The 19,855-nt window shown below is 58.3% G+C and carries 23 protein-coding genes and 1 pseudogene; 2 read left to right on the forward strand and 22 right to left on the reverse strand.

The annotated features are described in order from the left end of the window. Nucleotides 1-107: 107 nt before the first annotated feature. Nucleotides 108-1,181, reverse strand: coding sequence for an FmdE family protein (locus tag JCM12296_RS21935; RefSeq protein WP_054698051.1), 1,074 nt, complete (start codon nucleotides 1,179-1,181; stop codon nucleotides 108-110). A gap of 835 nt (nucleotides 1,182-2,016) precedes the next feature. Here JCM12296_RS21935 and JCM12296_RS21940 point away from each other — a divergent pair. Beyond that, entirely contained in the window at nucleotides 2,017-2,649 is a 633-nt protein-coding gene (locus JCM12296_RS21940) for a hypothetical protein (RefSeq protein ID WP_054698054.1), read from the forward strand. Beyond that, nucleotides 2,649-3,029 carry a hypothetical protein gene (locus tag JCM12296_RS21945; protein ID WP_054698057.1) on the forward strand — a complete coding sequence of 127 codons (381 nt, stop codon included), beginning with the start codon at nucleotides 2,649-2,651 and terminating at the stop codon, nucleotides 3,027-3,029. The genes JCM12296_RS21940 and JCM12296_RS21945 overlap by 1 nt, the downstream gene beginning before the upstream one ends. A gap of 232 nt (nucleotides 3,030-3,261) precedes the next feature. Here the strand turns inward: JCM12296_RS21945 and JCM12296_RS21950 are convergent, their stop codons facing one another. From JCM12296_RS21950 to JCM12296_RS22040, 21 genes and pseudogenes are all read right to left on the reverse strand, one after another. Continuing rightward, nucleotides 3,262-4,044, reverse strand: coding sequence for an alanine racemase (locus JCM12296_RS21950; RefSeq protein WP_054698060.1), 783 nt, complete (start codon nucleotides 4,042-4,044; stop codon nucleotides 3,262-3,264). Then, on the reverse strand, nucleotides 4,020-4,379 hold the full coding sequence (locus JCM12296_RS42320) for a type III PLP-dependent enzyme domain-containing protein (RefSeq protein ID WP_054698063.1): 360 nt from the start codon (nucleotides 4,377-4,379) through the stop codon (nucleotides 4,020-4,022). Before JCM12296_RS42320 ends, JCM12296_RS21950 begins: the two co-directional genes overlap by 25 nt. Beyond that, on the reverse strand, nucleotides 4,372-5,184 hold the full coding sequence (locus JCM12296_RS21960; RefSeq protein ID WP_054698066.1) for a nicotianamine synthase family protein: 813 nt from the start codon (nucleotides 5,182-5,184) through the stop codon (nucleotides 4,372-4,374). The genes JCM12296_RS42320 and JCM12296_RS21960 overlap by 8 nt, the downstream gene beginning before the upstream one ends. Before the next feature lie 6 nt (nucleotides 5,185-5,190). Next, nucleotides 5,191-5,868 (reverse strand): nicotianamine synthase family protein, encoded by a 678-nt coding sequence (locus JCM12296_RS21965; protein ID WP_218188221.1) that lies wholly within the window; start codon nucleotides 5,866-5,868, stop codon nucleotides 5,191-5,193. Continuing rightward, the gene (locus tag JCM12296_RS42325) at nucleotides 5,799-6,077 is read right to left on the reverse strand and encodes a hypothetical protein (protein WP_054698074.1); all 279 of its coding nucleotides are present in this window, start codon (nucleotides 6,075-6,077) and stop codon (nucleotides 5,799-5,801) included. Before JCM12296_RS42325 ends, JCM12296_RS21965 begins: the two co-directional genes overlap by 70 nt. 72 nt (nucleotides 6,078-6,149) lie before the next feature. After that, on the reverse strand, nucleotides 6,150-8,024 hold the full coding sequence (locus JCM12296_RS21975) for an energy-coupling factor transporter ATPase (RefSeq protein WP_083456399.1): 1,875 nt from the start codon (nucleotides 8,022-8,024) through the stop codon (nucleotides 6,150-6,152). A gap of 113 nt (nucleotides 8,025-8,137) precedes the next feature. Then, nucleotides 8,138-9,055 carry a cobalt ECF transporter T component CbiQ gene (cbiQ, locus tag JCM12296_RS21980; protein ID WP_054698077.1) on the reverse strand — a complete coding sequence of 306 codons (918 nt, stop codon included), beginning with the start codon at nucleotides 9,053-9,055 and terminating at the stop codon, nucleotides 8,138-8,140. Then, nucleotides 9,048-9,676, reverse strand: a pseudogene (gene cbiM / locus JCM12296_RS50705) (cobalt transporter CbiM). Before cbiM ends, cbiQ begins: the two are co-directional and overlap by 8 nt. A 3-nt stretch (nucleotides 9,677-9,679) precedes the next feature. Then, a complete protein-coding gene (locus JCM12296_RS21990; protein WP_054698080.1) occupies nucleotides 9,680-9,973 on the reverse strand; it encodes a hypothetical protein in 294 nt (97 codons plus the stop codon). After that, nucleotides 9,970-10,311, reverse strand: coding sequence for a carboxypeptidase regulatory-like domain-containing protein (locus JCM12296_RS21995; protein ID WP_246804729.1), 342 nt, complete (start codon nucleotides 10,309-10,311; stop codon nucleotides 9,970-9,972). The genes JCM12296_RS21990 and JCM12296_RS21995 overlap by 4 nt, the downstream gene beginning before the upstream one ends. Before the next feature lie 77 nt (nucleotides 10,312-10,388). Beyond that, nucleotides 10,389-11,195: a DUF4198 domain-containing protein gene (locus tag JCM12296_RS22000; protein ID WP_054698085.1), complete on the reverse strand. Its 807-nt coding sequence runs from the start codon at nucleotides 11,193-11,195 to the stop codon at nucleotides 10,389-10,391. Between the two features lie 44 nt (nucleotides 11,196-11,239). Next, nucleotides 11,240-11,479: a 4Fe-4S binding protein gene (locus JCM12296_RS50710; RefSeq protein ID WP_054698088.1), complete on the reverse strand. Its 240-nt coding sequence runs from the start codon at nucleotides 11,477-11,479 to the stop codon at nucleotides 11,240-11,242. 128 nt (nucleotides 11,480-11,607) lie between these two features. Further along, nucleotides 11,608-12,210 (reverse strand): FmdE family protein, encoded by a 603-nt coding sequence (locus JCM12296_RS22010; RefSeq protein WP_054698091.1) that lies wholly within the window; start codon nucleotides 12,208-12,210, stop codon nucleotides 11,608-11,610. 26 nt (nucleotides 12,211-12,236) lie between these two features. Then, a complete protein-coding gene (tsaA, locus tag JCM12296_RS22015; RefSeq protein ID WP_054698094.1) occupies nucleotides 12,237-12,782 on the reverse strand; it encodes a tRNA (N6-threonylcarbamoyladenosine(37)-N6)-methyltransferase TrmO in 546 nt (181 codons plus the stop codon). A 14-nt stretch (nucleotides 12,783-12,796) separates the two neighbouring features. Next, complete coding sequence (locus JCM12296_RS22020) at nucleotides 12,797-14,611, reverse strand: TonB-dependent receptor (RefSeq protein WP_246804731.1); 1,815 nt, start codon at nucleotides 14,609-14,611, stop codon at nucleotides 12,797-12,799. A gap of 524 nt (nucleotides 14,612-15,135) precedes the next feature. Then, nucleotides 15,136-15,387, reverse strand: a complete 252-nt coding sequence (locus JCM12296_RS42330; protein WP_218188222.1) for a hypothetical protein — start codon at nucleotides 15,385-15,387, stop codon at nucleotides 15,136-15,138. Then, nucleotides 15,384-16,238 carry an iron ABC transporter substrate-binding protein gene (locus JCM12296_RS22025; RefSeq protein WP_218188223.1) on the reverse strand — a complete coding sequence of 285 codons (855 nt, stop codon included), beginning with the start codon at nucleotides 16,236-16,238 and terminating at the stop codon, nucleotides 15,384-15,386. The genes JCM12296_RS42330 and JCM12296_RS22025 overlap by 4 nt, the downstream gene beginning before the upstream one ends. Before the next feature lie 68 nt (nucleotides 16,239-16,306). Then, complete coding sequence (locus tag JCM12296_RS22030) at nucleotides 16,307-17,059, reverse strand: ABC transporter ATP-binding protein (protein ID WP_054698097.1); 753 nt, start codon at nucleotides 17,057-17,059, stop codon at nucleotides 16,307-16,309. Beyond that, nucleotides 17,056-17,424, reverse strand: coding sequence for a FecCD family ABC transporter permease (locus JCM12296_RS47940; RefSeq protein ID WP_218188224.1), 369 nt, complete (start codon nucleotides 17,422-17,424; stop codon nucleotides 17,056-17,058). The genes JCM12296_RS22030 and JCM12296_RS47940 overlap by 4 nt, the downstream gene beginning before the upstream one ends. Before the next feature lie 64 nt (nucleotides 17,425-17,488). After that, nucleotides 17,489-18,148: a FecCD family ABC transporter permease gene (locus JCM12296_RS47945; RefSeq protein ID WP_218188225.1), complete on the reverse strand. Its 660-nt coding sequence runs from the start codon at nucleotides 18,146-18,148 to the stop codon at nucleotides 17,489-17,491. A 374-nt stretch (nucleotides 18,149-18,522) separates the two neighbouring features. Beyond that, nucleotides 18,523-19,855: TolC family protein (locus JCM12296_RS22040; protein WP_054698101.1), on the reverse strand; the 1,333-nt coding region annotated here is incomplete at its 5' end.

Below are 19,855 nucleotides of genomic sequence, written 5' to 3' on the forward strand. Positions count from 1 at the left end.
ACCACGTTGCCGCCATCGGCACATATTCCCGATATGCACCGGTGGCGGCGCCTTGTAGACGACCCCAAATCCGGCGCGATCTGGGGAATTATTGATTTCCGGCAACCTTATTTCACGTCGCTGACACGCTTGCCCAGTATCTCCGCCAATGGGTTTGCCCCCATGGCGACCAAACGATCGAGATCCGCCTGACTGTCAATGGACTTGGTGGCGATAACGGAAAGAAATTTTTCGGGATGATCTTTGTTGGCCAGATAAAACCGTGAGTAATAGACATGCAATAGTGGATTTTTCAGTCCGTTCCAATCCATGTCCGGGTCGTTGGTGAACTTGATCATATCGTCGCGTCGCCAATCGAATTTCAGGAGGGTGGCATCGCCTTTCTCGGTTTTGGGATCGTAACGGATAACCAGCCCGCCCAGGTTCGTGTACGCCTTTTCGGCCGTCTTCCAGGTATCCGTCCAATTGAATTTCATGGATCGGTAGCCGCTTTTGCCCGGCGTCAGGTTCATGGCCGTGAGAATATAATCGTCCTGGCACCATGCCGGCGCACCGATGTAGGTGTATTGCTGACCCTCGGACAACGGCAAATGTTTCTTGATGTAACCGACGGTCAGAAACCCCGTGGAGACACCGCCGCATAAATGGTCGTGGTACAAAGCCGCCTGCATCAGATCTTCGGGAAAGTCGTTGGCCCAGCCGTTGACCATACTCACCACCGAGAAGGAATACCGGCCGAGGGACTTGAACGCCTCAAATGACTTCCCCTTTTTCACGTAGACATCCAGCGGTTCCGAGACGGCAAAGGCCTTGCCGTTTTGTGAAATCAGCACCAGGGGCAAGGTATCCGGGCCGGTCTTATGGGCCAGCGCAAAATACAAGGGCGCGTCAAAGGCCGTGTGCACCCGCAGGATGTTGCCCGTGTCCGCAGAGACGCCGCAGATGTCGCGAACGGTTTTGCAAAGGCTCAGGGTGCCCTCGCCGTCGATCATGGCATACCCCGCGTTGGTCAGGCAGACCAGGTTCTGTGTGTCGGTTGGATTGTCGAGTTTTGCCATGGCCTGCTTCAAGGCGACGGCCGCCTCATCTTGAAGCGCGGCCATGCCTGCCCATGCGAAACCGGCAGAAAAGACCAGGACAACCAGAATCACCGCCAACAAGCTCAATCCTTTTACTTTCATCAATAACTCCTTATTATACATAACAAATTGAAAAATTAAGCGAACGCGCGATTAAACAACCACATCCAGCGCGCTTCCCGGAAGGATTCAAATCAAGGCCTTCGTGGCTTGTGTTGTGGAAGGATCGATTGCGGGCAGTAAATTGACGGAACGATTTTCAAACCGATATTTTGAGAATAGGATTCTATTAGCGATCGGCAAACGGGTTGTCAAACACTTTTCGTCTATCTCCAGACGAAGAAGAAGAATGTCGGCTGAATTTACCGGCAGGGCAATGGAAGGGGCCAAATGAGTATTTTGGATTGAATTTCAAAGAAACAAAAGGACGCAAAAGGAAAAAAGGAGTTTACAGCCAACCCATTTTCCTTTAAAGAATATATACTCTTCCATTAGGAAAATGGTTTCTTACTCAACAGCAACACCTTTATTTTCCCATTTCCAACCAAAGCCATGAAGGCCCAAGCATTGATCAGCAGGCGGCCGGCGTGGCTTTTTTACTTCCTCCACCCCGGTTTGATATACCAGATAGCCTCTATACATTGAAAGAAAGCCGTGGCCCCATCTATTTCCACGGTCAGTGGCAAGGCTGCCCTCTGAGAAAAGCCGGTATGGGTTTGTTATGAGAAAAAAATTGTGTGGAAGCTCCGGCGGATATTTCGCTGGCTCATTGAATTCCTCATTATTAAGGAAGGGACAAGGAAATGACCATGGGTTTCAAAAAACTGAACGTCTTATTGGCTGGAATGTTGATGGTAACCTTTGCTCTGGCGTGCGTGGCGGCGATGGTGCCGGCCGTGGCAACGGCCGGCCAGGGGGGCCACAATCAATATAGCACATGGAAGTCTGTGGGGCAGAAAGCCGCCACCGAGGCGATTTTCATGATCATGAAAAAGCGAAACAGATGCCGGGAGCCCGACAGCTCATCGCTCTCTCCAACGCCGGTTACGCGGAGATTGATGACCAATCCACCATGGCGGCGCTCGATGGTTTAAGTAAAATCACACGCGTCAGCCGTGGTGCCAACACGCTCGTCGAGATCCATTCGGCACCGCGCGTGCCGCTCTGGTTTGCCGTTTACGATAAGCGATCAGGGTACTGCGTTTACCTTCAAGTCGACCCCGAGCATTGTTCAAAACCGCTTAAGACCGCCAAACTGTTCAGCATCCGTTCCATCGAGAAGATCAATACCGAGTACCTGTATGACAACGATACGTTCCCAGCTTCCGACACGAGCACGGGGTATCAAGCCTTCGGAGGCAACGAGTTTCGTATCGTGAGCATCGCCAATGCCGTTGCCGCCGGCGCGCCCGCATCCTTCGTCAGGGCCCTCGAATTCCACGATCACTACTGCCCCGGCGTGACCTCGGGATTCATCATGGCCAATTTCGCGAAGGCGAACTTTCCGGCAACGTCGACCGAATCCTGGTTTGTCCAGGGGCTTCAGCCTGGTGCAAGGAAGACTCCCTGATGGTGGTCTTGAACGCGACACCCGGCAAAAGCGGCTATGCAGCCACCTACCCAAACGCCACCGGAGGCAACGATTTCACCAAACCCGCCTCGATCATCTATCACCGAGCCAGTTCATCGGATCCGTGGCAAGGATATCTCCTGGGTTTCACTTTCCCGACCACCGACGAAACCGGCTGCGGACAATATACAAACGGATATCTTCAAAAGCTTTGCACCGACCTGTGGTTCTTGAACCAACTGGATGAGCCTGAGGCTTTCGTCGATGTATTCCAGAAATTCGAGCTCCCGCAAGGAACGCATCCCAAGTCTTTCGCACAAAGGGACGTCGAAGAGACGGTAGACCAGCTTGCCGGCTTGCCGGATCCGGATCTTCCGTAATTACTCATCGGGGAAGGCAGCCGGACTTGCTGCCTTCCCCGATCCATTCAGAATTGATGTTTCCAAAATAGTTTTCAAAGGGGACGGCACATCCGGAAAACAAAAAGGCCGCGAAGGATTCGTTCCCCTTAAGGGGTCCTTCGTGGCCTCGGCATTTATGTTTTTTATTGAGAAGACTTGATGGATCAGGAAGGCTTTAGGTTCACTTCCCGCAGGTTAAGCGCATTTGCGTTCAATGGTAGCACCCCCTGGCATCGACAGATTCCTTTTCCACTCCGCCACCAGTCATGAGCAGATGAAATTCGTCGTATTGATTGACGCAATGACTCACGGCAACGGGAACGATACTGAGACGCTGTCCGATCCGCGGGGGCGCCTTGCAGCGACTGACGTCGACCCAGCCATGCTCTTCGTGGAGGCGGAAAATACGGGCCTCGGGATATTCGGGAATGAAACCCATCTCAAGGTTCTCATTGCGTAAAAGCTGCTTGGCGGACAGGGCCTTGGCACCGGCGTCGATGATCACCTGCCCCGGGACGACATCGGAAACCACGGTGGCGACAACACGGGCCGCACATTCATCCAGGGTGCAATGATTGAATTTGAGGCTGAAGTAATCCTGGTAGACTGCCGTACCCACGCGAATCTCGGTTACATGCCGGAGTCGGTGGGTATGGAAAACCGACGGGGTCGACCCGGAGGAGACGATTCGCGGCCTGAGCCCGGCAGCGCACAAGGCCTCATGGGCCGGCTCCCACAACCGGTTGATGGTCTTGAAACTGTCGGCTGACCTGGCGGCGTCGCCATAAAGGTGGCCCAGATAGATCTGAACGCCGTCAAAGCGCAGGCCCTTGCGGGTGGCGGCCAAACGGGCGAGACGGGCGAGTTGCCCGGGATCGGCGACGCCGCAGCGGTGCAGCCCCGCGTCGAACATGATCAAAATGCCGATGGTGACGGCCTGCTCGCCGGCGGCATGGGCCAGTTCGTCGATCAGGTATTCGGTATCGGCAGCCACGCTGATGTTGTGATGCCGTGCCAGCTTGGCCAGGGATCTGGCGCGCGGGGCCCCACCGCCGGATAAGCAACCAGGATGTCAAGATTCTCGATCGCCGCCATGACCTGGGTCTCGCCAACCTTGGCCACGGCAACACCAACGGCCCCGGCATCCAACTGCATGCGGGTGATGCGAAGGGATTTGTGCGTTTTTACATGCGGGCGCACGGCAAATCCGTGCCGATCGCCATAATCCTGGACTTTGCGGATATTTTTCCTGACGATGGCCTCGTCAACCAGAAGAAACGGGGTCGGAATTGATGCGGAGCTGGCGTTCAGGCGCTTATCGTTAACCATGCATAGCACCCTTCAGAACAAAGACGGATGTGTTATTGACCGGCGGTTGAGGCCGAATCCGCCGGTATTCCCGCAGCGGATGCGGAAGCGCTTGCACATGGTCCCGATCGAACAGGCGTCGCAACCCCTTTTCGTAAACACGGTAGGAAATTTTCATCCCGTCGGGCAGGGTCTGCGCCAGATGAGCAAAAATTTCACTCTTGGGAATGGCATCGGCGCCCACCATGACCAGGTTACATGGCACGGACAGCGGCAGCACGAAATGATCGCCCAGGATGATGTCGATCTTGTCACCGAGTTTCAAGGCGGCGATCACCTGCCGCGAGAGATGGGCATTCAGCGGATCCCGTTCGATCCCGACACCCCTGATGCCATATTGGCGCACCATGCTGATCAGACTCAGCGGCAGCGGACCGCTGCCCAGAAACACCACCCGTTCGTTGGGTTTCAGATCGGCACCGGTAAACTCCATTTCCGCCAGCCGGAGATAATTGGGATAATAGACGAACCCCTCGAGAATGTCCCAGGGGGTGGTACTACGAATCACCTCCCCTGCCCGCTCCCGCTCCAGGCGCAACCCGTGAACCTGCTTGAGGCCGGCAATTTTCTCAATGGCCGGCTGCAGCGTCGCATCGGCGATCAGGGCGTCGACCACGGCGTCTTCGACCTCCCGGGCCGCCAGTCGGTTCAACGCTTCCACATGGGGACCGAATCGATCTTCCGGAAGGTTCAGGATTTGCGCGGCGGACAGATCGCGGCAATCCTCGAAAATGGCCAGCATCTGTTGTTTGATGGTTGCGATCATAGGGGTTCAGTCATCCAGTTTGGCGACAACGATGGTGTTATTGACCCGCCCCATGGGGAGAAACGTGTTGACGATCCTGAATCCCTCGGTTTCGGCCGGACTGACCGGCACATGCAGGATGGCCCGCATGCCGGTGTAGGTCCGGAAAACAACCAGCGAATCCCGCCGGCCCTTTTCCTGCAGGATGCGGCGCAGGTTTTGAAAAATCCGTGCCTTGGGATCCGCCATGGCCGCCACCAGCACCACGTCCCAATCCAGATTCGCCAGCAGGGTTTCGTCGCCCTGAACGATCTCGATCTGGTCTTCCAATCCGAAGCAGCGGATCACGCGTTGCGACAGATCCACGGCGTTTTCGGAAATATCCAGCCCCACGGACCGGATGCCGGCCAAATGGTTCAGGATAATGAGGCTCGACGGCACCGGGCCGCAGCCGATGAACGCCATCCGGGTACCCGCCTTGATACCGTTGGCCTCCATCTGGTTTTTCATCAGGGCTTCGTAGCGTGGATAGAGCGGAAACGATTTGAAAGTTTCCCATGGATTGCCGGGGGCGAACAGCCGCTCGGCCAGATGGACTTCATGGATGCTGAAAAAGGTGTTGTAGTAATCGCGAATCACCGGAAGCACACCGCGAATATCGGGTTCGTCCAGGATGAGAGCGGCAAGATGCTCACCGGCGTCCATATGCGCCAGATCGTCGAGCAGCAGGAAAAGCCGGTAAAGATCATCAGGCTCATCGCCCGCAAGGCTTCATCGTCATACTGCTTGATCCGCTCGGCAAAGGCCATGATATGGGGTTTGATGATCTCCAGGCTCCGCCGGCAATCCTTGCAGCAACCCAGAAACCCGTACTGGTCCAGTTCGTGTTGGTGATGAAAGTTGACGTCATGCATGGGAATGTCTTCCGCGTTAAACGTTGACGGATTCGTAAACAGCCCGATATCGGCGTTACGCGTCCATCAAAGTTATTTTTTGTTGTCGGGTTTCGAGTCGCTTTCTCCGGATTCGCCGGTCATGGACGGGTCATCCGGGACAAAATGGTCATGGTCGTGCGCACCATGATCGCCGTCATGATGATAATGATCGTGATATCTCCGGGTTGCATGTTCGTGCGGTTCATCTTCACCGGGATGGGTGTGCAAAAAGTGGTGGCGGTGGGCGTGATTGTGCTTGTGGAGATGGTCGTGCGCCACCCACGCATGCTCATGGGGATGGTCATGCAGATGCCGGTGAAAATGGCTGTGCGCGTGTTCATGCTGCAAGACCCGAATGGCCTCGCCGCAACGCTGACGAAAAGTATAGGCCAAGCCGTTTAGATTCCCCAGCCCGGGATCCCTGAAAAATGCCTCGGTGGACAGGTCCTGGCAAATCGCCCCCTGGTGCATGACCACCGTCCGGCGGCTCAGCGCATTGACGAAAAACATGTCATGACTGACCAGCAGCAGGGTCACATCCAGTTCAGCGATGATGGACAGCAACAGTTCCTCACCCTGGGGATCGAGCCCGGCCGAGGGTTCATCCAGGATCAGCAGTTTGGGCGACATGGCCAGCACACAGGCCAGGGCCAGGCGCTTGCGCTCGCCACCGGACATGTGCAGCGGAACGCGCGCTTCAAAGCCCTCCAAACGCACGAGGGAGAGTGCTTCTTCCATACGCCGGCGGATTTCGTTTTTCGAAACCCCCAACTGCTTCAGGCCAAAGGCGACTTCCTCGCCAACGCTGGGGCAGACCAGCTGGTCACCGCTGTCCTGGAACACCATGCCGATGTTGCGCCACAGATGCCTGCGCAACCGGCGGGTCACCGGCTGGCCCTCGAAAAGATAAGTCCCGCGTCCTTGTTGCAAGCCCAAAAGGCAGGCCAGCAGCGTGCTCTTCCCGGCCCCGTTCTCACCCACCAGGGCGATCCGCTCGCCGGTCGCGATGGACAGATCCACCCCGGTCAGCGCACGGGTGCCATCCGGATAGCGGAAAGCATAGTTACCAAGCGCGATCATGGGCGGTGTCATCGGAGATGTCGACGGCGCCGAATTTTGACGGGCGCATACCGACGGCCCGTCATCCGTGCCATTGGTGGCAGGTTCCAGACGAAACGAGAAATCCAGACCGTAGGCGCGCAACTGGCTGCGCTGGGCCACGAGGTCGTTCATGGTGTAGTCGTGCGCGATGCGCCCTTTTTCCATGACCACGGCGCGTTGACACAGCTCGTAGAGAAAAAGCAGGTCGTGGCTGATGCAGACCAGCGTGCCCGTAAAATCCAGGAGCAGATCCAGGAACACCTGCTCCTGACCCGGATCCAGGTTGGTGGTGGGCTCGTCGAGAAGCAAAACGTCCGGCTGCATGGCCAAGAGGCCGGCCAGGGCGGCCCGTTTTTTTTGCCCGTAACTGAGATGATGCGGGGCCTTGTAGGCCTTGTCCGCCAGATGAACCCGTTCCAATGCCAACAGTCCGGCCTGCCGGGCAGGTTCACGCGAAAGGCCCTGATTGGAAGGACCAAAGACAACATCGTCGATCAGGGTATGTCCGAATAGCTGATCGTCGGGATCCTGAAACAAAAGGCCGATCTTGAGCCGGCTGCGATCGAGATGATCGCCTTGAAGCGGCTCACCCTTAAAACGGACAGCGCCATCGGCGGGCAGTAACAATCCGCATAATTGTTTGATCAGGGTGGTCTTGCCGGATCCGTTTTGTCCGACCAGGGCAAGGCGTTCGCCCGAAGCAATCTCGAGGTTGATCCCGCTCAGGGCCTGGATGCCACCCGGATAGCGATAATTCAGGGAACTTAGGCAAAAGAGCGTGTCTTTTACTTGGGGCGGCGGTAGGTGAGAATTCTCTTCGCGCATCGGGTGTCTTTCAGAGTGTTTAAGATCATGTTTTTGGCAAGGCCAGAGGGAGGAAGCTGTATACCCCATACCGCGACGACCGATAACGCAGTCCAAAAACATGATCTTGAACACTATAACATGCGATCATAAACCAGCAGGGCTACGCCGATGATCAACCACAGGCCTGCCCCGACAAGATCCACCGGCCGCAGGCGCAGTTCCGCCTGATCCGGGAAATGTCCCTTGTAGCCACGCGCGCGCATGGCGTCAAAGACCCGTTCGGTGCGCTCGAAACTGCGCACGAACAACATCCCCAGGAAATTGGCCATGGTCTGGACGGTGGCCACGTTGGAGCGTTTACGGAAGCCGCGCACCTGCATGCCGGTGGACATGCGCCGGGCCTCGTGGCGGAAAACGTTCAGATAACGGTAGCTGAGCAGGACCATCTGGCCGGCCATATCCGGTACACCCAAGCGGGACAATCCCTGCAAGGTCACCGGCAGCGGCGCGGTGGCCAGCAGCGGCTCCATGAGCAGGGTAATGGCCACGGCCTTGGCGGCAATGGTCGCGGCCAGCCAAAAGCCGCGCATGCTGAAATGAAGCCAGTTCAAGCCACCGAAGACAATCACCGTGTCGCCGCTGTGCAGGGGCACGGTAAAGGGCATGACCAGTAAAAACATGGTGATGAAGCCCACAATGGCCAACAGCCGCATCAGCACCTTTGCCAAGGATGCCCGGGCCACCACCAGAACCAGACACGACAAACCGATGGCCACGAACGCCGGCGTTATCTGTTGGATGGCCGTGATCATGAAACTGTAGACCAGAATGGTGACGATTTTACACCGTACATCCCAGCGGTGAAACGGTGAACGGCCGGCCGTGCCTTCCAGTTGCGGCACCGACCAGTCCGGATCATCTTTTTCCGCGCTGCGTTTGCGGATCAACCACCGCAGCAGGGTCACCCCGGCACCCAATACCGCCAGCGGCGTGATCACCATGACGAGAAGCTGCCACAAGGGCATCTGGATGAGGGTCGGATCAGCCATGCGCCTGTCCAGGGGGACTTTCAAAGGCATGCAGCAACAAGGCCGGTTTGACACGCGCCAAGAAGCCGACCGTCAGGGCGCTGACCGCGCCTTCGATGATAATCACCGGTACATGGGCCACCAAGGCGATCTTGGCCACCCCGAAAAAATCCTCGCCGCCGGTGACGAGCAAAAGAGCCAGGATCAGTGCGGCCAATACGGTTCCCCCGGCACCGACCAGACCGCCGACCAAGGCCTGTCGCGAGGGCGCACTACCCTTGAATTTATTAAAAAACCAGCCACATACCAACGCAGGCAGCCCCATCATCAGGGCATTGGCGCCCAGGCTGTCAAGCCGCCGAATTGAAACAGCAAACTCTGCAAGAGCAGGCCGAGGCCGATGGAGAGAAAGGCCGATGGCCCCAAAATCGCACCGGTCAATCCCGGAATGATCAAATGCACGCTGGTCGGACCGAAAGGAATGTGGATCAGGGAGGCGACAAAGAACGCGGCGGTCATGACCGCCAGCTTGGGCATCTCCTCGCTGCGGGTCTGGCGGGCACTCCAAACGGTCAGGGCGGCACTGGCCACGTAACCCCCGATGGCCACGGAAACGGGAAGAACCCCGTCGGAAATATGCATGGTTTACTCCTTACGTTTAGAGGCGACATACGCCGCCACCCCGAACAAACCGAAAATGTAACCGATGCCCGCAAGCACGTCTTTGAAACCCGGCTTGCCGAGGTCCTCGCGCAGGGCCGCGATTTCCCGCTGAATGCGCCTGAGCTCTCTAGACAACTTGCTGTTTTGTTCCTTCAGCAAGGCGGTCACTGTCTGCGCGTCTTCACGAGGTGGGTCCTGCGTCCAAGCACTGCCTGGGAGAATGCACAGAAAGAGGCCCACGACACCGATCGCCAGACCTCTTTGTAGGGTCGTCATTTTCCTGCCTCCACTTCGGATTTTTTCAGTTTGAAGCTGTTTTTGTGCCCCATGGTGGCATTGATGACGATGTTGAAATCGTCGATCTTGGGGATATCGAAACTGAACAGTCCCTCATCGTCGGTGACGCCTTCCAGGATCAGCTGGTCCTGGCTGTCATACACCATCACCTTGCCGCCCTGCACGGGTTTGCCGTCCGGAAAGTAACTCTCGGTGTAGATCTTTCCTCCCTCGGCGTAGGCGAAAAGGCTGACTTTATGGGCCATCGCGGTTCCGCCGAACAGCAGCACCACGGCCATCACCACAAGCACATATTTCATGGGTTTCATGATGTTCATACGGATCTCCATCTAAATAGAATACTTCGGCCACATCGTAGGGGCGAAAAATATTTCGCCCCTACAGAAACTTCCGGCTATTTCATGTCAATGGTGTGCACCCAGAAAACCGCACCGATCTCCACGCCCTTGTCCTGGCCATCGTGCTTGATTTTCCAGTCCGCTTCGTTCAGGGCGGCAAATCCCCACCATCCGGCCCTGGGCATGGCGTAGCTGAAGACACCGTTGGCATCGGCCTTGACCACCTGGGTCACGTAGGGATCGGAAGGCGGCACCACGATGCTTTTATTACCCGGGGATTCGTTCAGGTACTCGACCTCCACCTCGGCAAAGGGAACCGGCTTGCCCTTGAGCAGGACCTGTCCGGTGAACAGATTTCCGGTCCACAGCCCGTAGGGCCGCGTCATGGGAATGATTTCGGTCTCCAACCCCACGGGCGCGTCCCAGCCTTCCTCCAGCCCCAAGGCATCCACGCAGACCTTGGTGTAGTGGATGATAAAACAGTCTTCGGCGGGCTCCCAATACGGCGTGGGCTCGACAAAAAAGGTGTAGTCACCCGGCCGGCGGATTTTGAAATCGGCTTGCCAAAAGGTAAACGACTTATCCTGATCCGGGCCTTTGGCCTTGGCTGCCTGGAGGCTGGCCAACAGATCGGTCTTTTTCCCGTCATGCATCACGCCGAACTGCTTGGGTTTGACCATCTCCATGTAATGCCCTTCCAAAGGATGCAGGAACTTGACCTCGATCTTCAGCGTTTTGTCGTCATCCTGGGTCACGATGTCATCCGATGGGATAATCGTGCCGAAGTGAGCCGCCACCGGGCTGGCCACCATCATCATCACGGCCACCATCATCATGAATTGCATAAATTTTTTGGTTTTCATCTCGTTTGCCTCCTGTTGCATGGTATGAAGTTACGCCCTTTTGCTCATGATCCGACATGCTTGGTGACGATGGCATCCAAAGGGCATGCTTCGATACAGTCCCAGCATCCCATGCACATGTCCTGAAAAACGACGGGTGATTCAAAAGGGCCGTCCAGTTGCTTGATCACTTTGTGATCGCACGCCGGTACGGCCAAGCAAACTCCCTTGTCGGGACTGCATTGGTTCGGATGGCATTTTTCGTATTCAATCGATGCAAATGTTTTTTTAGACTGCATATTCATGTTTATCCATCAGGCGTGGAAATGTTTCTCATGCCGGTGCTTTTTTCCGGTTGCCTCAAACAGGAGAAGCAGCCGCATTTTTCAATCTGCGCGTCAGAGAGGCACTGGTCATGGCCAGACTTTCAGGATCAAACCAAACATCCCCGGCAAACCAGCGCCCCATTCACCGTCTCCAGTTTGGAGGCCATGGTCGGCTCGCCGCAGCGGGCGCACGGCTTTGAGGCGTCGATGCGCGCCTTGTCGGGCATGCCGGTGGTGACCGGGGTGATATTGAACAGGTCTTCGGCCTTCGTGTTGAGCACCTCGGTCATCCGCTGGGTTCCCAGGGCGGCGAGTTCTTCTTTTTCCGCTTCGGTAATACTGCCGTCGCGGGTTTTCTTGAAGAGTTCAATCTGGCGTTCATTGACCCGGAAGGTATCGGGCTTCATGATCAGGCGGACGCCCTTGCCGGTGCGGCGATTGAAGAAAGTAAATCCCATCTTGCCGTAGTCCTTGTAGATCAGATTGCCTTTGCCGAACGTGCAGCCGGTCAGCACCTGGATCGCATCCACGCAGCAGGCATCGGTCTCCACGATGGCCACCAGTTCCTCATCCAGGGCGCGCTGCTCCTCCAGCCAGTTCAGACCGGCCGTGGCCGCCACGTAGCCGATGGCCAGACCGCCGCAGACATGGCCGTGAAAGGCCGCGCAGCGTTTGAAATCCTCACTTTCAATAATATCTTGTGCATTCATTGCCGTTCTCCTTATGGTGATATCACTTAATCGGCTTCCAGTTCCCGGTGGATCTGCTCCATCCAGGCCGGCACCGTCACACCCTCCATTTGCAGGTAGGCTTTTGAATAGGGTTTCAGATCGATGATCGGGCTGCCGTCCACCGCTTCCAGGCCTTTTACCTGAATCACATTTTTCTCTCGCGCAACCAGGGGAACGGCCGACACCAGTACGGGATTGGGACGGGCCGGGCTGCAGGTGGCAAAGATGCCCTGTTGGGGCAAATCCTTGCGCCCCATGGGATGGACCTTCTTCAGGTTCCGGCGGGCCGGATCGATCAGGTGCGGCCAGTAAAGCACCAGCACGTGGGAAAAGCCCTCGATACCGTCGAGCAGTTCCGCGTAGGCGGCATCGATGACCAAGTCGACAATGGCATTTTCCACCTGGCGGTGATAGATCTTGACATTCTCCATGCGTTCGGTCAGCGAGAGCCCCGCTTCATCGGCCAGCAGCATGGGGTTTTTGATGGGGCTGCGCACTACACCCACGGGAGTGAGCTGCATGGCCGGCATCGTCATGATTTCATTTTCCATCGTGGTCTCCTGGGTCAGATCTCCAAGGACAAGGACAGCAAGCTGGTGAAGGGCGCACCGGCGTAGTAGCTCGTGCGTCCCGACCGACTGTCGTCCATGGCGTTGATCATTGAAATATACTCTTCGTCGAACAGGTTGATGAATTCCAGGGATAGCTTCAGCGACTTACAAAAGGCGAGGTCTTTCAGGGTGTAACCGATCTTGAGGTTGGCGACCACATAGTCGTCGACTTCTTCCGTATTTTCGGCGTCCCCGTATCGGTCGTCCAGGTAGCTCAGCATGGGCACCACCTCGAAATCCCCCCAGCGCAGGATCAGGCCGGCTTTGAGCATCCACTCGGGGGTATCCACCACCTGGTTGCCCTCGGTATCCATGGTGGCCCCGGCATAGGTCAGGTCTTCGTCATAGGTCAAAGAGGTGTAGGTGGGGTTGAAAAAGAAGGTCACGTGGTCGCCCAGGAAAAAATTGGTTTCCAGCTCGACGCCGTAGCCGGTGGCCTCGCCCACATTCTGGTAATAGTTGACGTTGGGACCGATGCGAGGATCGTGGACCGTCGTGAGCAAGTTCTTGTGTTTGGCGTAAAAAAGCGTGGGCACGATCTCGATCCAGGATCGACGAAAACGGGCACCCAGCTCAAAGTTGTCGGAGGTTTCCATGTCATAACCGCTGAACATGTCGTCCAGGGTCACCCCGGCGGCCTGGAAAGCGGCCCGGTTTTTGGTATAGACGTTTACCAGCGGCACGTAGGCATAGGGCCGGATCTGGTTGCGACCGTAGCTGGCGAAAAGTTCGATACCGTCGGTGATGCGGTAGTCGACGCCCACCGTGGGCAGAAACTCATCGTAGGTTTTCTCCTTGCGGTAGAGATCGGCGGCCTTGACCAATTCGAAATCCGGCGCCGACGCCGTATAGCCCTGGCTGGCGGGATCGGTGTAGCGGAAATATTTGAGACCCGCCTGCCAGTCGACCGGACCGGCGCTGCCGGCCAGTTTGAGGTAGGGGCTGTGCACGATGCCGTCACCGTCGTTCTTCATCACCATGCCGTAGCCGGCAAAAGCGAGTGTCGAAACATTATAGTTCTTTTGGCTGATGAGCATATCCGAGTCTTCATACCAATACCCCAGAGAGGCGGTCAACCACTCGAAACGATAGTCAAGCTGAGAAATCAGGCCATAGCGCTCGATCTCGCGCATGCGCCGCTGCACGACGTAGTTCCCACTTACGGTCGTTCCGCCGAGGATCTCGGTATCCTCCTTGGAATAGTAGGGTTTGACGATCAGACCGAACGCGTCGGTAAAGCTCAGTGGGATCTCGGCCAAGAAATCACGGTTCAGATAATCACCGCGGTTGTAGTCGTAATAGTTGATATCCTCCATGGCGATGCCGGTCAGGCGGTCATTGTAGTCATTGTCGTAGTTGCGGCCCAATGCCTCAACCTCGGCATAGGTCATGGATTTATACAGGTGCTGTTCCAGGCTGTTGTAATTGTACCACAAATGGATTTCGTCGCGATCGTTGATCGGCTGGCTGAGCATGATGTTCGCATTCTTGCGCGGCCCCAGGTCGCCAGGCCCCTTCCATTTCTCGGCATCCGTGTAGGAGCCGGAGACGGACAGGCGGGTATTGACCGCGGGCAAGGCCCCCGAATCCAGCCGCAGGAAGGTCCGGCTGTAGGCGTTTTCACCGACGCCCTGGCCGAATTTGACGCCCCATGTTTCCTCGGGCCACAGGGGGCGCAATTCGATGGCGCCGCCACGGGCCCCGACACCGGTCCCCAGATCGGCCGGCACGGCACCCTTGTAAACGGCAATGCTTTCAAAATTCTCCATGTCGTAGAGATACTCCCGGGGCCCATGGGGTTTCCGCCATAATTGGGAATCCCGGCCACGGTCATGGCGCCCAGGAAACCGCGCACACCGCGGACACGGATGTTTTTCTGCTCGGCGGCCAGACCAAACGGGTCGATGCTCTCGACGCTCACCCCGGGCAACACGTTGACCGCCTCGTAGACACTCACCGCGGCCTTGGCCCCCTGGGCATCGATACCCTCCGGGGTGATCTCGCTGCCGGTGTAGACCGTGTCGTTGGTCTGCTTGGTGGGCTTGACCAGTTTCTTTTCACGAACAACGATCGATTCCAGCGTCACCGGCTCTTCGGCCATCGCCGCCGCATGGAAAAACAACAGCACGCCCATGGTCACAAAACAAATCGTCCTTTTCATCCTTCTGCCTCCATGTCTGTTTTCAGGTCATCTGCAGTTGAGCGTTATACCGACAAGTTCCGTTTCAACGGCTGCGTCCATCCTTCATGGAGGTGTTGGTTGATCTGGCTTGAGCTTTTTACGAATCCGATGCTACTTGCCACCGACAAACGGCGCCACTTGCCCGAGAGGGCCATAGTCGGCGGCCATCCGCGCGTAGACCGGTTCGCCGACCAGGAACGTATAGATGGCATCGGCCTTGGCGGCCAGATCCACATCGGTAAAATGCTGGGGATAGATCGTCTTGCCGATGGCATAGGCGTCGGCCATGGCCGTACCGATGTTGGTGGTGTAGAAGTTGAACGGCAACAGGGTGAAGACCCGCTTTTCCCGAAAGGCCTTCAAGGCTGATAGAATTCCGGTTTTTTGGCATGATCCTCGGCCACCAGGGCCAGCCCGCCACCGTCAATGAAGATCACGTCGGGATCGAGCCCCAAAAGGGCCTCCTTGTCCACCACCACGTGGCTGCCGCCGCCGGCCGTCGATCCGACGGCGTTGGCCAGGTTGATGGCATGGTTCCAATCCAGGGGAATGTACTGCCGCTGGGTGCTCTCGATGCCATGGGAGCCGCGATAGCCGATGCCGCCCATGTAGGCGCGCGGTTTTTCATCCTCGGGGATGCCGCCCGTGCGCCGGTCCAGATCCTGGCGCAACCCCTCGAGATAGGCCACGATGGCCTCGGCGCGTTCCTGACGGCCCAAAAGGGTACCCACGAGACGCAGGGAGGTGTAGACGGCCGTATCGAAAACCGCCAGTTCACCGTAACTCAAGACCACCACCGGAATGCCCAGGGTCGCGGCCACCGTGTCGGCCAGGGGGCCATCCATGTAAGTCACGAAAATCAGATCGGGTGCCGCTTGCAACACGGCCTCCATGTCCGGTTTTTTATTGATCGCTCCCGGCCCGCCGGGTCCGATGACGGGCAGGGTCTTGAGCTGCGGCTGGGCCAGCCAGTAGGGCCGGCCGGCCGGCTCGCGCAGTTCCATGGATTCCACGCCCACCACCCTATCCTGGGCCTGAAGATAAACGATCAGGCGCAAGGCTCCCGGACCGATGCAGATGATCCGCTTCGGCTGCTCCGGCACGCTCACGCGCCGACCGGCCAGATCGGTCACCGTGCGTTCAGCGCCCATGGCCGGCACGCAAAGCCATACGCTCAGCAATACCGCCAGCAGGCACGCAATTCTATTTCTCATTACACCTCCCCCGATTCTATCTCTTCTCATCTTTGGTCCATTCCCCATCGCCGATCGCCCATGGCCCATCAAACCGGCACCACCACGCGCTGTCCGGCCACCGTCTGCATTGTCACCGGCAGGCCGTAGACTTGCTCGATGGTTTTGGCATCCAGCTCGTCCCGTGCGGCCAGCCGGTGGATCCGATGGTCCTTGACCAGCAGAAAATGGTCGGCAAACCGCAGCGCCAGATTGAGATCGTGAATGGCCATCACGGCCGTCAGGCCTTCGACGTCAACCACGTCCCGGACCAGGCGCATCACCTCGATCTGATTCTTCAGGTCGAGGTTGCTGGTGGGCTCGTCCAGGAGCAGAATCTGCGGCGACTGGGCCAGGGCGCGGGCGATCATCACCTTTTGCACCTCGCCGCCGCTGAGATCCCCAACGGTGCGCAGGGCCATGGCCGACAAGCCCATGCGCGCCAACACCGCTTCCACCACCGCATAGTCGGTCTTGCCGGCGGAAAGGCCCATGTGCGGCCGCCGGCCCAAAAGCACGGCCTCGTACACGGTCAGGCGCGGCTGTTCGTGCTGCTGGGGAACGTAACCCATGCGCCGGGCGATGGCGTTCTGGGAAAGTCCCAAAAGATCCTCGCCGGCCAAGAGAATCGTTCCGGCCTGGGGACGCAAAATACGGTTGAGACACTTGAGCAATGTCGATTTGCCGGCCCCGTTGACGCCCAGGATGGCCAGCAGTTGCCCCTTTTCCAAGCTGAAGGTGACCCCGTCCAGAACCGGATGGCTGTTGTAGGCAAAGTTCAGGTTGGCCACGGACAGGATCATCGCCGCCCCCGGACCAGGAGATAGAGAAACATGGGCGCCCCCATGAAGGAAGTGATGATTCCCACCGGCAGGGCACCGGAGCCGATCATCGCCCGCCCCAGGGTGTCGGCGGCCAGCAGCAACAGGGCGCCGATCACCGATGAGAAGGGGATCAACAATCCGTGGTCGGCCCCCACCAGGCGCCGGGCAATGTGGGGGGCGATCAGCCCGAGAAAACCGATCACGCCGTGAAAGGCCGTCACCAGGGCCGCCATCATGGTCGCTGCCAGCATGCCCACCAGGCGCAGGCGGGCCACCCGCACACCCAAGCCGCTGGCGGTCTCCTCCCCGGCGGCCATGGCGTTGAGGTCCCAGCGCCGCAGCATTAAAAGAGCGTCACCCCGGCCACCACCAGGCTCAGGATACCGATCTCGTTCCAGCCGGCCCGGGTCACGTCGCCGAAGGTCCAGAACACCACCATGCCAGTTGGGTGTCCGAAGAGAGGTACTGGACCAGTACGGTTCCGGCCATGAACAGGGAGGTCAGGGCCACCCCGGCGAGAATGATGGCCTCGGCGGAAAGCCGCCGGACGCAGGCCAGCAGCATGATCACCAGGGTCGAGCCCATGGCGCCGGCAAAGGCGCAAACCGTCACCCCAACGAGTCCCGAACCGAGCAGCACGATGGCGGCGGAGGCACCGAAGGCGGCACCGTGGCTGATGCCCAGGGTCATGGGCGAGCCCAGGGGGTTTTTCAGCAGGGATTGGAACGTCAGACCGGCCAGCGAAAGCCCCCAGCCGGCCACCAGGGCCGCAACGATCCGTGGCAGGCGGATCTTCCAGACCACGATATCGGCCGGCCCGGCGACCGCGCCGGAAAGCACCTGCAAAAGGTGATCGAGGCTGATGTCGTAGGCGCCCTGGGTAATGGCGATGACCGCCAGCCCGAGGGCCAGGGCCATGCCGCCAAGCAAGAGGATCTTTTTTCGGCGCACATGACCGAGAAATGCGGCCGTCACCCGGCCCGGAGGCCGCTTCATCGGCGACCGTTGGGGTTCGTCGGTGTCAAACGATGCACCGTTGTTTTTCATGGTCGAAGACAGGCCGGTCATCGGCGCCTCCCGGGTTGCATCCGCCCCAAAAATACAAAAAGCCACGCAAAAAACGGGACGGTCGGGTCCCGCTGACGTGGCCTTCGTGGCTGGATTCCAAGTTGTGGTTTACGACACGATCTAATGAATTGCTCAGCTTCTGCTGAACGGTGTTAGCCAGGACATATACCCAGGTATGTTTGGGTCTGTCAACCGCTTTCGCGGCATTCTCATGGGGTGGCGCATTCAGATCGATTTTCTATTTTTCGCGGTCAAGGACCGCTCCTACAACTCCCAGTGGTGTCATTGTTTATCGGGGTTTGCTGTAGGAGCTGGCCATGCCTGCGACCCTTATTTTGTAGAATCGGTTCCAAATGCGGTTCACCTGGGCATTCTCATGGGGTTCTGACGGGCGGCGTTTTCGCGTCCCCGCGAACATCCGGAACGCCGATGCCCGCCACACGTTCCAGTTCGGCCATGGCCAGATGACAGGCGACAGCGGCCTGGAGTTCATTGAATTCGGCTTGCTTCCGGGCAACGATCAACGTCTCGCGGGCCGATGCGGTAATCGTTCGGGCTTCCAGTTGGTCGCTGCCGATGCGCAGGCGTTCGTGTTGCAGGGCCAAGGCCTCCCGGGCCACCGCCAGCATCATTTTCGACTGTTCCAGTTTGCGGTAGGCCTTGCCCACCGCCACGGCCACCTGCTGCCGGATTCGTTTGAGGTTGGCCTCGGCCTGGGCCAGCTGTGCCTTGCGCTGCCCCAGGGTGGCCCGTTTTTTCCCCGCATCGAAAAGGTCCCAATCCAGCTTCAGGCCGACGACACCGATATCCTCCTCCACAAAGGGAACCCCGTCCTGGTGAATGTAGCTGCCGAACAAACCGATGTCGGGAATATAATCGTGTCGGGCCGCGCTGACGGCGTTTTGCGCCTTGCCGATCGTCTCCCGGGCGGCCCGGATCTCGGGATTCCTGGCCATGGCCGCGTCTACGTAGGTTTGCCGGGGCGCGGGCTCGGCCACATCCAGGCGCTGAAGGGTCGGTTGGTATTGGGTATCCAGCGGCAATCCCGTCAGGTCGCTGAGCTCGGCGCTTCGATCGGCCGCCTGGATATCCGCGGACAAGAGCGCCTGCCGTGCCTGCAGCAGCTTCACCCGGGTACCCGTGACGGCCACCGGCAGCACGGTTTCGGATGTCACCGCATCCATGCTTTCGCGGAGCTTCTCCTCGGCCTCGGCAATGGTTGCCCGCGCCGTCTCCTTCTGCTTTTCGGCCAGGAGCAATCCGAAGTAGCACTGCTTGACGAAAAACACCACATCCGCCTCGGCCTTACGGCGCTCGGCTTCGGAAACCGCCTGTTCGGCAACGGCGATACGCTCCGCGTCGCGGACCTTGAGCAGTTGGGTCAGGGGCTGCTTGAGGGTGAGGGTGTTGAGAAGGGTGGTATCCGATCCCTGGGAGACCTTCACCGGTGACAGCGGAAAGGCCCCCAGGCCGGGAACGGTGCCGAGCGCGCCGGCCGGAATGGTGATAATCTGGTTGTCCGAAAGCATCGAATAGGCGGCGCTGTCCGAAAGATGGGGGAAGTAATCCGCCCGCGCGGCCGCCTTCTTGTGGGTGTTTTCCAGGACCCGGGCGGCGGCGATCTGAAGGCCCAGGTTGCCATCCAGGGCCAGTTGCACGGCCTCGTCAAGGGTGAGCGGCCGGGTTTCGGCGGCGGCCCGGGCGGGG

The organism is Desulfosarcina cetonica JCM 12296 (assembly GCF_001311845.1).
Taxonomy (GTDB): Bacteria; Desulfobacterota; Desulfobacteria; order Desulfobacterales; family Desulfosarcinaceae; genus Desulfosarcina; species Desulfosarcina cetonica.